Below are 12,132 nucleotides of genomic sequence, written 5' to 3' on the forward strand. Positions count from 1 at the left end.
CCTCTAACAGTTGTGTTTGGCTGATCACTCATTCACCATAGAAAAAGGCGAACCTGATTTGGCGGCATTAAGCCTGCATCGTTTGCATATGGAACGGGAAAATCTGGGCAACGGATAAGCCAGCCGTTCCGGCCCGATAAAACTCTTCTTGCCGGCATGCACCGTGATCTTGCCGGGACACTGCACGGTGATGTTGCCGCCCTCGATCGTAATGTTCGCCCCGCCCGCCGTCGACAGGCGGATGCTTTTCGCCGCCGCCCAGTCGATGTGCGCGGCGGCGCTGACGATGTTGACTTCCTCGCGCGCCTGCACGTTGAGCACGTCAGCCTGCGCCTGCAGGTCGATGGCCTGTTTGGCGGCGATCAGTTGCAGGCCCATATTATTCTCGCCCGCCTTGACGACGCCGGCCAGCGCGCCGATGGCCTGGCCGCTGTGCACGCGCAACTGGCCGCCGCCGACGAACTGGGTGTCCAGGCCGCTCATCAAGGAGGTGGTTTCGCCATTTGCCAGCTGGATATCCTGGCCCGCCAGCACGCCCAGGCCGGCGCGGGCAGCGATGGCGATGATGGCGTCGCTGCTGTGCGGCAACTTGTCATCGCCGGGGCTGGTCGGCTTGCCCGCCGCGTCGCGCCTGGCGGCGGCCGTATCGTCCTGGCTCAGCATGCCGGAGACGCTGGTCAAAAACGCCGGCAAGGGCGACGCCTTTTCGTCGAGCACGCTGGCATTCGCCTTGGCCGGCCCCAGGTGGCTGGCATACGCGACCGTCTTGTGCGTGACGGCGGCGGCGCTGAAGGTTGCACCCAGCTTGGCCGCCTGTTTGAGCAAGACCATGCCCGGTGCATTGTCGCCGGCCGGATCGCGCGCCTGCGCGTCGTGGTTGACGAGGTAGCTGGAAATCAGGAGGCCGGCGCCGGCCCGCACGGCGCCGTAAGCGTCGGTGCGCAGCTCGGCGCCCGTGCCGCGCAGGCTGCCCCGGTAATTGTCGGCCGCATGGATCAGGTGGCCAAGATTGAGCTCGCTTGCCGCATGGCTGCTCTTGAGCTGGATGCGCCCCTGCTGGTCGGTATCGTCGAACAGCAACTGGTTGTAGCCGGCGGCGCCGAATTCCTTGCTGCGGATACCCCACTGCGCCGCGCCGTTGCGGTGGCCGGCGCTGCCGCCGGCCGCGCCATGCCAGACCGGACTGTTGCCGCCGGCCACGTTGCCCTGCGCCGACGGCGCATGGTCGCGCGCCGGCTCGAAGACACTGGCATCCGCGGGCTTATCCGTGATGCCGCCCGGCGAGGGCGCGACGCCGCCCTCGCCCTGCCCGTTGTACAGGGCGCCGACGATGATGGGGCGGTCGATATCGTTTTCCAGGAATTGCACCAGCACTTCCTGGCCGATGCGCGGCAGGAACTGACTGCCCATGCCGCCGCCGGCCGAGCGCTGCGCCACGCGTACCCAGCAGGTGGCGCCGCCTTCCTGCTGCCAGTGGAAACGGATGCGCACCCGGCCCAGCTTGTCGCAATGGATCTCGCTGCCGCCGCTGGCGCCGCCGTCGGCGCCGACGACGATGGCGCTCTGGCTGCCGCAGGCCGTTGGCTTCGGATGGTGGCGCGCGTCGTTGTCGCCATGCACAGGACGCCATGGCGTCGCCGCGGCGATCATCTCGATGCAGTTGGCGTAACCGCTGGCTTGCGCTTGCGCAATCGCGGCGGCAAAGTCGGCAAAGCCGTCGCCCAGCCCGGGCATGGCTTCGTCCAGCAGTTCGGGCACCGGGCCGAACAGTTCAGCCAGCGCCTGGGAGGCGGGCGCCGGCAGGTTGTTGATGCCGATGCTGGCCACCCGGAGCACGACATAGTCGGACGCGGCGCCATCGGCCTGCGGCAACGGTCCCTGCGTCAGGGTAAACCGCGTGCCGGCGCGCAAGGTGCGTACCGTCGAGCGCGCCTGCCACAGCTGGGCGCGCGCTTCGCGGGCCTGCATCTGCAACGCGGCATAGTGCTGTGCCTGCGCGCCATTCGCATACCAGTACTGGCCCGGCGTATCGTAGCTTTCCAGCACCGGCGCATGCTGGCCGCCGATGGCCATATTCGTCGGCACGCTGGCGGCGACCGCCTTCTTGGCCTTGTAGTCGTAGCTCAGCACGCTGCTCAGCCCGACGTGCAGGCTGCGCCGCGCGCACAGCGCCTGCACGCTGTCGCTCGCTTCGCCGGCCCTGGCGCCATGAAAGCGCAAGCCGCCGCCCTGCGCGCTGCTGGCATCCTCGGGCGTGGCGCAGGGCTGGCTGCTGTCGGCGAACAAAATCAGTGTGTGCTCGTCGAAGCGCCAGGCGATGCCCTCCTCCGTCAGCAGCCGGCGCACGAAATCGAAGTCCGATTCCCGGTACTGGCAGCAATAGCTGCGCTCTCCCGCCTGCTGCATGCACTGCGCCACCTCGTCGCTCCATTGCCACAGGGCATGCGGCGCATAGGCTTGCAATACCTCGTCGACGATGGCCGTCACGCTCCGATCTTGCCATACGCGGCTGTTACGCACTTGCGTCAGCAGCCACAGCCAGGGCGTGATGCGCAGCCGGTAGCGCGCCAGGCCGCCATTGCTGCCCAGCATGGCCGCTGCGCTGATATAGCCGGAAAACTGCGTGCGCGTGCCGTCCGCCAGGCTGATTTGCAGGCTGGCCGGCTGGCCCAGCAGGGAGGCCAGCGCAACGTCGGCATTCGTGGACAAGGCGATAATCTCGCGCGCGCCAAGCTCTTGCAGCCGGTCATCGGCGGCAAAGGCTTCGACCAGCAAACCGCTGTCCTGGCCATCGTCGCCGATGGCCAATGCATACAGGCGCGTCGCGCCATTGAAGGCGGCTACCGCGCTAACGATATCTTGTGTCAAAGGATGCTCTTCATCTGGAAAGTGGCATCGCACATTACTTGTCAAAACAATGTGCAAAATAAACAAGTCCAGGCAATTATGCGCGAGTTCTTAAAAAAGCAAGATTCAATTGAACAAGGAGTGCCGGGGAAGACAATAGTCGCTGCTTCGGGCAAGGGATTCGGTACAATACTCCGGCAAGCCCATTCACTCTTTCCCGTGCAGCCATGAACCAACTCGAACAACTGAAGCAATTTACTACCGTGGTGGCCGACACCGGCGACTTCCAATCGATCCAGGCTTACACGCCGCGCGATGCGACGACGAATCCGTCGCTGATCCTGAAGGCCGTGCAAAAGGATGAATACAAGCCGCTGCTGGAAAAGGCCGTGCGCGACCATCCGAATGCCTCCACCGCTGAAATCATCGACCGCCTGCTGATCGCCTTTGGCGTGGAAATCCTGCAAACCATTCCCGGCCGCGTCTCCACCGAAGTCGATGCGCGCCTGTCGTTCGACACGGAAGGCACGGTGGCCAAGGGCCGCGACCTGATCGCCCTGTATTCGAACGCGGGGATTGCCCGCGAACGCGTGCTGATCAAGATCGCCTCCACCTGGGAAGGCATCCGCGCCGCCGCCATCCTGGAAAAGGAAGGCATCCGCTGCAACATGACCCTGCTGTTCTCGCTGGCCCAGGCCATCGCCTGCGCCGAAGCGGGCGCGCAGCTCATTTCGCCGTTCGTCGGCCGCATCTACGACTGGTACAAGAAATCGACGGGCATCGACTACGTGGGCGCGGAAGACCCGGGCGTACAATCGGTCCGCCGCATCTACAATTACTACCGCAAGTTCGGCTACAAGACCGAGGTGATGGGCGCGAGCTTCCGCAACACCTCGCAAATCCTCGAACTGGCCGGCTGCGACCTGCTCACCATCAGCCCCGACCTGCTGCAAAAGCTGGCCGACAGCGATGCGCCGGTGGAGCGCAAGCTGAGCGCCGAAGCGGCGCCATCGACCAACATCGTGCAAATGTCGCTGAACGAAGAAGCCTTCCGCTTCATGATGAATGAAGACGCGATGGCGACGGAAAAACTGGCCGAAGGCATCCGCGCCTTCTGCGTCGACTCCGGCAAGCTGAAACAGATGATCTCGGCACTGCGCTAAGCACACGACTGGCGTAAAAAAGCGGCGTCCGTGCAATGCACGGCGCCGCTTTTTTCATGTCCGCGCCATCAGGAGCAGCGGAAGGTCGCTACGCCCTGGTAATTGGCGCCGTTGGCCATGACCACCTTGTAACCGCCCGTAACCAGGTAGGTTCCCGTGCCGCCGTCCCCCAGCGCCAGCAGCATGCCCGAGCTGCCGCCCAGGAAGCCGCCGCTGATGACCGTCATGCCCGGCGTGTTGATCGTGCCGGTGCCGCTGGCCTTGCCAGTGCTGCCGCCGGCCGCGACATCGACCGTCATGGCCAGCGCGGCGCCCGCGGCGCCGAAGGCCAAGGTGGCGCTGCCGCTGGCCGCGCCGAAATAGCCGTCCTGCTGCACGCTGGCGCCGCCCGTGTAGCTGGGCGCCGTGAACTTGCCCGCATCGCACTGGAAGGCGCCGGTGAAGGGCAAGGCCGCCACCGTGTTATAGACGCTGTAATGGGCACTGGCATTGTTGCCGCTCATGACGGTAGTGCCGCTGCTGCGCGTGATGGTGCCGGTGAACCAGCGTCCCTGCGCAAATGCCGCGTCGCCGACGACGTCGCGCGTGATGGCGGGCGTGCCGCTGAAGCTGATGCCCGATATCCCGCTCAGGGCGCCGGAACTGTCTTGCGTCACGCTGCCCAGGGTGCCGTAGGCCTGGCTGGCAACGGCCAGCAACAGATAGCGCGGACTCAGCCCCTTCGCAAACGGCGTGCTGACGCTGCCCGTGTCGCTGCCGGCAGGCGGTGGGGTAAGCGGTGTCACCGGAGGGAGTGGATTGACGGGCGTGGCCTGATTCACGGCGACCTGGGCATCGGAGGAGGAAGAGCCGCCGCCACAGGCACTGAGGGTGGCAGCCAGCAAGGCTGGCAGAACAAGGCGGGAGGCGCAGGTTGGTTGTTTCATGTATTCCTTATGATTCAAAAAAGGCAAGGACGGCACGCTTGCATGGCATCTTTGCATTTCAGATAATATTGCTTTTTCCTCTCAACTGTCGCACGCCTGCGGCCGCGCATGGGCGCGGCATGACGCTACAATCGCTACAATAGGCAATCGCCACCAGCCGCCACGCGCATGTCCTCCACCCTGCCTGCTTCGTCCGCCATCACCATCCGCCTGGGCCGCCGCGCCCGTGCCCGCATTGCCGACAACGGCTTGCGCGCGCTTGACGTCGCCATCGTCCCTGCCGCCGCGGGCGGGCCGAAAGGCTTGATCCTGCACCAGCTCGATTGCTGGCTGTTCGGCGACTTCCTGGCGCAAGCGCCGCGCCCGCGCCACTTCGTCGGCGCCTCGATCGGCGCCTGGCGCATGGCCGCCGCCGTATTTCCCGACCCGGTGGCAGCGCAGCGCCGCCTGGTGCGCGAATACGTGGGCCAGCGCTACCCCGACAAACCCGACGCAGCGCACGTCAGCCGCACGTGCCGCGCCCTGCTCGACGCCGTCCTCGATGGCCAGGATGCGCAGTTGCTGCAGCACGCGCGGCATAGCCTGTCCGTGCTGGCCGTGCGCGGCATCGGCGCCCTGGCGCAGCCAGGAAAATGGCGCGACCGGCGCGGCTTCCTGCTGGCTGCCGCCGGTAACGCCGTGGCGCGCGCGCGCCTGGCCGCCTCGCTCGAGCGCGCGGTGTTCCATGCGGGGCCGGACGGCGCCAGCTGGCTGCGCTCGCGCTTCGACGCCTTTCATTCCCATTTCGTGCCGCTGGCGCAAGACAACCTGCGCGACGCGCTGCTGGCCTCCGGTTCCATCCCGCTCGTGCTCGATGCGGTCACGGACATCGCCGGCGCGCCGCCGGGGCGCTACTGGGATGGCGGCCTGGTCGACTACCATCTGCACCTGCCCTACCAGCGCGAACCGGACCTGGTGCTGTACCCGCACTTTGCCGACCATATCGTGCCGGGCTGGCTGGACAAGGCCATGCCCTGGCGCCGCGCGCGCAGCGGCGATAGCGCACTCGACAACATGATCCTCGTCTCGCCCTCGCCCGCCTTCGTGGCCAGCCTGCCCAACGGCAAGCTGCCGGACCGGCGCGACTTCGCCCATTACGGGCAAGACCACGCGGCGCGCATGCGCGACTGGCGCCGCGCCATCGCGGAAAGCGAGCGCATGGCGGCCGCCTTCGCCCGCTGGGCCGAGCAGCCGGACCTGCGCCAGGCGCTCGATCTGTAGCACGGGCGAGACTGCAACAAGCGCCAAAACAAGCGCGCTTTTCCCTCGCCTATTGGTCACTTATCAGTGCATACTATGTCGCACAGGCAACCTTCAATCCCTCTGCGACAGGAGTTCCGACCATGCACGCCCTCTCCCACCTTCGTATCGGCACGCGCCTGGCTGCAGGCTTCGCGCTGGTGCTGCTGCTGTCCGTGATCTCCACCTCGTACGCGCTGTACAGCGCCCATATGAATGCCGAAGCGACGCGGCAAATGATGGAAAAGCCGCTGGCCAAGGAACGCCTCGTATCGGACTGGTACGTGCTGATTTACTCGGCCATCGCGCGCACCTCGATGATCGCCAGGAGCACCGATGAAACGCTGTCGAACGTATTTGCCGACACCATCGCCGACAGCACGAAACAGGGCAGCGAACTGCTGAAGAAAATCGAGGCGCTGCTCGACAGCGATGCAGAAAAAGCCATCTTCAAATCGTCCATCGCCGAGCGCGTCAAATACCAGGATGCCAAGACCCTGGTCATGAATGCGCGCAAGGTGGGCAATGCGGCGCAGGCGGAAAGCACCTACCGCGACAGCTTCGCGCCGGCCGCCACCAATTACCAGAACAACGTCAAGGCCCTGCTGGCGCAGCAGCGCCAGGCCATCGACGCCACGGCGCAAGCCATCGAGGCGGCCAACGAACGCAGCTTCACCCTGCTGCTGACCTTGTGCGCGCTGGTGGTGGCCCTGGGCAGCGTCTGCGCCTGGCTGATCACGCGTTCGATCACGCAACCGTTGAAAGCCGCCGTGAAGGTGGCCGAAACGGTGGCCGACGGCGACTTGCGCACGCATTTCGGCACGCCTGCCAGCGATGAAATCGGCGACCTGATGCGCGCGCTGCACGGCATGAACGAGGCGCTGCGCAAGGTGGTGTCAGAAGTGCAGACGGGCACCAATGCGATTGCCACGGCGTCGGGCGAAATCGCCGCCGGCAACCAGGATCTGTCGGCGCGCACGGAACAGCAGGCCAGTTCGCTGGAAGAGACCGCGTCGTCGATGGAAGAGCTGACCAGCACCGTGAAGCAGAATGCGGACAATGCGCGCCAGGCCAACCAGATGGCGGTGGCCGCCTCCGGCGTGGCTGAACGGGGCGGCAGCATCGTCAGCCAGGTGGTCGACACCATGGGTGCCATCGATACGGCATCGACGAAAATCGTCGACATCATCGGCGTCATCGACGGCATCGCCTTCCAGACGAATATCCTGGCCTTGAACGCGGCCGTCGAAGCGGCCCGGGCCGGTGAACAGGGACGCGGCTTTGCCGTCGTCGCCACGGAAGTGCGCAGCCTGGCGCAGCGCTCGGCGGCGGCGGCGCGCGAAATCAAGACCCTGATCGGCGACTCGGTGGAGCAGGTCAACAACGGCACGCGGCTGGTGCAGCAGGCCGGCAACACCATGGGCGAAGTGGTCGACAGCGTGCGCAGGGTCACCGACATCATGGCCGAGATCACTGCCGCCAGCGCCGAGCAGAGCATGGGCATCGACCAGGTCAACCAGGCCATCGCGCAGATGGACCAGGTGACGCAGCAAAATGCGGCCCTGGTGGAGGAAGCGGCGGCCGCCGCCGAAAGCATGCAGGACCAGGCGGCGCGCCTGGCGCAAGTGGCGGCCGGCTTCCAGCTCGAACACATGGTCGCGGCGGCGCCGGTACGCGCCGCGCGGCCGGCTGCCGCCAAGCTGGCTAGGCCGGCGGCCAGGAACACTCCCGCCAGGCAGCCAGGCAGCGCGGCCAGGAGTGCGCCTCCTGCGCGCAAGCCTCAGGCGCAGGTAGCGGGCGAGCAGGATTGGGAAGAGTTTTAAGGCTGACGGCGGCGCCAGTTGAAAGGGTTTGACAGCGCCCTGGCGCGCGAGGATACTTGTTTCAGGTGGCATGGCGCTCCACCGGCAGCAATACGTGTTGCGCCCGACATCGTTCTGCGGGAGTACGAACATGAAATGTATCAGCGGCATCAGCGCACAGCTGCGCCGGGGCTTCCTGCCCCCCTTGCTGCTGTGTGCAGCCCTTGCCGGCTGCGCCACGGCGCCCGCCACCCTGCCTCCGCCCGACCTGTTCAACGATGCCAGCTTTGCCGCGCCCACCATACCGGTCGACCCGCAGCAGGCGTTTGCCATGAGCGAGGCCATGCGGCAATACGTGCGTGTCGATATCGCGCGCGAGGCGCGCAACAAGAATCCCCGTCGGGCGCTCGCCGATGCCCTCCACAACCGGGCCGGGCTGCAACTGGAATACGATGCCGCCATGACGCGCACGGCGGCACAGGCGTTCGATGCGCGCAGCGGCAATTGCCTGTCGCTGGTGCTGATGACGGCCGCGCTGGCCAAGGAAATGGGACTCGATGTGCACTACCAGGTGGTCCTGGGAGATGAGAGCTGGAGCCGCAGCGGCGGCATGTATTTCGTTGCCGGCCACGTCAATCTCGCGCTGGAACGCCGTGCCGCCAGCAATACCGTCGGCTACGACGCCGATGCCATCCTGCTCATCGACTTCCTGCCGGGCGAAGACCTCACCGGCCAGCGCACGCAGGAAGTGCGCGAAGCAACCATCCTGGCCATGTACCTCAACAATCGCGCCGCCGAAACCATGGCCAGCGGCGAGCTCGATCAAGCCTACTGGTATGCCCGCGCCGCCATCCTGCAAGACCCCACGTTTGCGGGCGCCTTGAATACACTGGGCATCATCCAGTTGCGCCACGGCGACATCGAGCCGGCGCGGCGCACGCTCGCTTACGCACTGGAACGCTCGCCATCGAACGCCGTGCTGCTGTCCAACCTAGCGCAGGCACTCGACGGCCTGGGACGCACGGGCGAAGCGCAGCTGCTGCGGCGCAAATTGCTGGCCCTGCAGCCAGAGCCGCCCTTCCACTTTTTCAACCTGGGCCAGCGCGCCATGGAAACCGCCGACTACCAGGAAGCGGCGCGCCTGTTCAAGCGCGAGATCGCGCGCGACCCCTACTACCATGAATTCCACTTCTGGCTGGCGCAGGCGTATGCGCGCATGGGCCAACTGGCGCAGGCCGGACGCCAGCTGGAACTGGCGATGGACACCAGCACCACGCGCGGCGAGCACGGACTGTACGCGGCCAAGCTGCAGCGCCTGCGCGCCGCCAGCACGCATTAGCAGGCGTCATTAAGGCAGTCAGTCTTCCAGGAACATTTGCTGCAGGTCATTCAGGAAGGATAATCCCAACGCCGTCGGGCGGATGACCTGGTGGTCGCGGTACAGCAAGCCTTTGGCTTCGGCCGCGTTCAGCGGCTGCTCGATGGCGTTGAGGGCCAGGCCCGTGCGCTCGGCGAACAGGTTCGGCGAAAAGCCCTGCGTCAGGCGCAGGGTGTTGAGCATGAATTCAAAACCCATTTCCTCGCGCGCCAGTTCGCGCTCTTCCTGCACCGGGTTACCGGCCAGTACCGCGTCCATGTAGGCGCGCGGTTGCTTGTAGCGAGCCTGGCGCAGCACCCGGTGCGGAAACGAAATCTTCGAGTGGGCGCCTGCGCCGATGCCCAGGTAGTCGCCGAATTCCCAGTAATTGCGGTTGTGCTTAGCCTGGCGGCCCGGCTGCGCGTAGGCCGACACTTCGTAGCGGCCATAGCCCGCCTGCGCCGCGCGCGCGGCCACCATGTCGGCGATGTCGGCGCTCTCGTCATCGTCCGGCAGCACGGGCGGATACTTGGCGAACAGCGTGTTCGGCTCCAAAGTCAGGTGGTACAGCGACAGGTGCGGCGGCGCGAACGACAGCGCCGTGTCCAGGTCCTGCTGCGCCTCGGCCAGGGTTTGCGTGGGCAGCGCATACATCAGATCGAGATTGAAATTGTCGAAGTTCGCGTGCGCGATCTCCACCGCGCGGCGCGCTTCGTTGTCGTCATGGATGCGGCCCAGCGCCTGCAGGTGGCGGCCGTTGAAACTCTGGATGCCGATCGACAGGCGGTTGATGCCGCTGGCCCGGTAGGACTTGAATTTTTCCGCTTCGAAGGTACCCGGATTGGCTTCCATGGTGATTTCGCAATCGGGTTCCAGGGGCAGCAAGGTGCGCACGTCCGACATCAGCCGGTCCAGGCCCGCCGCCGACATCAGGCTGGGCGTGCCGCCGCCAATGAAGATGGTGTGGATCTTGCGGCCCCAGATCAGCGGCAGCGCCATTTCCAGGTCCAGGCGCAGGGCCGCCAGGTATTCGGCTTCCGGCAAGTCGCCGCGCACCTCGTGCGAATTGAAGTCGCAATACGGGCATTTCTTCACGCACCACGGGAAATGGATGTACAGCGACAGCGGCGGCAGGGCCGTCAGGTTCAGCGCGCCCGGCTGCAGGTATTTCAGGGCCGCCCCGGCCGCGCCGGAAATGCCGTCCTGCGGCGCGGGAGCGGTACTGGGCTTGGCTGCCGACTTGGCAACGGCGCCCACCAGTTTGATCGGGATCATCGCAGCTTTTCCACCAGCGCGCGCAGGGCCTGGCCACGGTGCGACAGCGCGTTCTTTTCATCGGACGTCAGTTCGGCCGCGCACTTGCCCAGCGCGGGAATGAAGAAGTGCGGATCGTAACCGAAACCGCCGTTGCCGCGCGGCGCGGCAATCATTTCGCCATTCCAGCGTCCGTCGGCGATCACCGGCTGCGGGTCGTCCGCATGGCGCACATACACCAGCACGCAATAGTAGTACGCGGACTTGTCGGCATGCGCCTCGAGGTCGGCGATCAGCTTGGCGCTGTTGGCGGCATCCGATTTCGGCTCGCCGGCATAGCGGGCCGAATACACGCCGGGCGCGCCACCGAGCGCATTGACGCACACGCCGGAATCGTCGGCCAGCGCCGGCAAGCCCGTCAGGCGCGACGCGTGGCGCGCCTTTTGCAGGGCGTTTTCAACGAAGGTGTGGAATGGTTCGTCGCTTTCCGGCACGGCATACTCGCCCTGGGCGTGGACGGAAAAACCGATGGTCGAGAGCAGCTCGTTGAATTCCTTGAGCTTGCCGGCGTTGTTGGAGGCGAGGATGAGGCGTTGGGTCATGTCAGTAGTCCGGTTGAAGTGCCGACATTGTAAACCTTTTGCGCCCCCCTCACCTCGCCCCGAAGCTGCCGCAAGAAGCGGCAGCTGTGGGTTTTTTGCCCGGCGCGGCGGGCCAGCGGATGTAAATCTGTGTAAAGATCAGATCCCCAATGCCTGCTTCTGCAGGGCGATCAGGTCGGCGATGCCGCCCTGCGCCAGGTCCAGCAGACGGTTCATGCCGGCGCGGTCAAAGGCGGCGCCTTCGGCCGTGCCCTGCACTTCGATGAAGTGGCCCGCTTCCGTCATCACCACGTTCATGTCCGTGTCGCAGCCCGAGTCTTCCACGTAGTCCAGGTCCAGCACCGGCATGCCCTGGTAGACGCCCACCGAGATGGCGGCGACAAAGCTTTTCACGGGAATGGCGGCGATCGCGCCGCGCGCCTGCAGCTGGGAAAACGCGTCATACGCGGCCACCATGGCGCCCGTGATCGAGGCCGTGCGCGTGCCGCCATCGGCCTGGATCACGTCGCAATCGAGGTGCAGCGTGCGTTCGCCGAACGCCTGCAAATCAAAGGCGGCGCGCAGCGAGCGGCCGATCAGGCGTTGGATTTCCTGCGTGCGGCCGGACTGCTTGCCGCGCGCCGCTTCGCGGTCCATGCGCGTGTGCGTCGAGCGGGGCAGCATGCCGTATTCGGCCGTCAACCAGCCCTGGCCCTTGCCTTTCAGGAAACCCGGCACCTTGTCTTCGATGCTGGCGGTACAGATGACCTTGGTGTCGCCGCACTCGATCAGCACCGAGCCTTCGGCATGCTTGGTGTACTGGCGGGTGATGCGGATGGCGCGCAGCGCGTCGACGGCGCGGCCGCTCGGGCGGGATTCAAATGTCATGGGATGTCCTGTGTGATTGGGGTTGCGGCAGCGATT

The 12,132-nt window shown here is 65.8% G+C and carries 9 protein-coding genes; 4 read left to right on the plus strand and 5 right to left on the minus strand.

The window, feature by feature from the left end; all coding sequences use genetic code 11:
• Nucleotides 1-24: 24 nt before the first annotated feature.
• Nucleotides 25-2,868, minus strand: coding sequence for a type VI secretion system Vgr family protein (locus O3300_RS10770; protein WP_305052914.1), 2,844 nt, complete (start codon nt 2,866-2,868; stop codon nt 25-27).
• A gap of 206 nt (nt 2,869-3,074) precedes the next feature.
• On the opposite strand from O3300_RS10770, the gene tal reads away from it, so the two are divergent.
• Nucleotides 3,075-4,010 carry a transaldolase gene (gene tal / locus O3300_RS10775; protein WP_131687779.1) on the plus strand — a complete coding sequence of 312 codons (936 nt, stop codon included), beginning with the start codon at nt 3,075-3,077 and terminating at the stop codon, nt 4,008-4,010.
• Nucleotides 4,011-4,078: 68 nt separating this feature from the next.
• On the opposite strand, the gene O3300_RS10780 is transcribed toward tal, so the two are convergent.
• Nucleotides 4,079-4,936, minus strand: a complete 858-nt coding sequence (locus O3300_RS10780) for a hypothetical protein (RefSeq protein WP_305052915.1) — start codon at nt 4,934-4,936, stop codon at nt 4,079-4,081.
• A 168-nt stretch (nt 4,937-5,104) separates the two neighbouring features.
• Between O3300_RS10780 and O3300_RS10785 the strand changes: the two genes are divergently transcribed.
• From O3300_RS10785 to O3300_RS10795, 3 genes are all read left to right on the plus strand, one after another.
• Nucleotides 5,105-6,196 (plus strand): patatin-like phospholipase family protein, encoded by a 1,092-nt coding sequence (locus tag O3300_RS10785; RefSeq protein WP_305052916.1) that lies wholly within the window; start codon nt 5,105-5,107, stop codon nt 6,194-6,196.
• A 122-nt stretch (nt 6,197-6,318) separates the two neighbouring features.
• Complete coding sequence (locus O3300_RS10790; RefSeq protein ID WP_305052917.1) at nt 6,319-8,037, plus strand: methyl-accepting chemotaxis protein; 1,719 nt, start codon at nt 6,319-6,321, stop codon at nt 8,035-8,037.
• Nucleotides 8,038-8,167: 130 nt separating this feature from the next.
• On the plus strand, nt 8,168-9,355 hold the full coding sequence (locus tag O3300_RS10795) for a tetratricopeptide repeat protein (RefSeq protein ID WP_099666883.1): 1,188 nt from the start codon (nt 8,168-8,170) through the stop codon (nt 9,353-9,355).
• A gap of 18 nt (nt 9,356-9,373) precedes the next feature.
• Here O3300_RS10795 and hemW read toward each other — a convergent pair whose 3' ends face one another.
• The 3 genes from hemW to rph all read right to left on the minus strand — a co-directional run bounded on the left by hemW (nt 9,374) and on the right by rph (nt 12,096).
• Nucleotides 9,374-10,648, minus strand: coding sequence for a radical SAM family heme chaperone HemW (hemW, locus tag O3300_RS10800; protein ID WP_099666882.1), 1,275 nt, complete (start codon nt 10,646-10,648; stop codon nt 9,374-9,376).
• Nucleotides 10,645-11,229 (minus strand): RdgB/HAM1 family non-canonical purine NTP pyrophosphatase, encoded by a 585-nt coding sequence (gene rdgB / locus O3300_RS10805; protein ID WP_099666881.1) that lies wholly within the window; start codon nt 11,227-11,229, stop codon nt 10,645-10,647. Before rdgB ends, hemW begins: the two co-directional genes overlap by 4 nt.
• A 138-nt stretch (nt 11,230-11,367) precedes the next feature.
• Nucleotides 11,368-12,096: a ribonuclease PH gene (gene rph / locus O3300_RS10810; protein ID WP_034787067.1), complete on the minus strand. Its 729-nt coding sequence runs from the start codon at nt 12,094-12,096 to the stop codon at nt 11,368-11,370.
• Between the last annotated feature and the right edge of the window lie 36 nt (nt 12,097-12,132).

Source organism: Janthinobacterium sp. SUN206 (genome assembly GCF_030587305.1).
Lineage (GTDB): Bacteria > Pseudomonadota > Gammaproteobacteria > Burkholderiales > Burkholderiaceae_D > Janthinobacterium > Janthinobacterium kumbetense.

What these genes read in the sequence shown, in the direction of transcription:
- tal (WP_131687779.1), top strand. Translation starts at nt 3,075, where the DNA reads ATGAACCAACTCGAACAACTGAAGCAATTTACTACCGTGGTGGCCGAC.
- O3300_RS10780 (WP_305052915.1), bottom strand. Translation starts at nt 4,936, where the DNA reads ATGAAACAACCAACCTGCGCCTCCCGCCTTGTTCTGCCAGCCTTGCTG.
- O3300_RS10785 (WP_305052916.1), top strand. Translation starts at nt 5,105, where the DNA reads ATGTCCTCCACCCTGCCTGCTTCGTCCGCCATCACCATCCGCCTGGGC.
- O3300_RS10790 (WP_305052917.1), top strand. Translation starts at nt 6,319, where the DNA reads ATGCACGCCCTCTCCCACCTTCGTATCGGCACGCGCCTGGCTGCAGGC.
- O3300_RS10795 (WP_099666883.1), top strand. Translation starts at nt 8,168, where the DNA reads ATGAAATGTATCAGCGGCATCAGCGCACAGCTGCGCCGGGGCTTCCTG.
- hemW (WP_099666882.1), bottom strand. Translation starts at nt 10,648, where the DNA reads ATGATCCCGATCAAACTGGTGGGCGCCGTTGCCAAGTCGGCAGCCAAG.
- rdgB (WP_099666881.1), bottom strand. Translation starts at nt 11,229, where the DNA reads ATGACCCAACGCCTCATCCTCGCCTCCAACAACGCCGGCAAGCTCAAG.
- rph (WP_034787067.1), bottom strand. Translation starts at nt 12,096, where the DNA reads ATGACATTTGAATCCCGCCCGAGCGGCCGCGCCGTCGACGCGCTGCGC.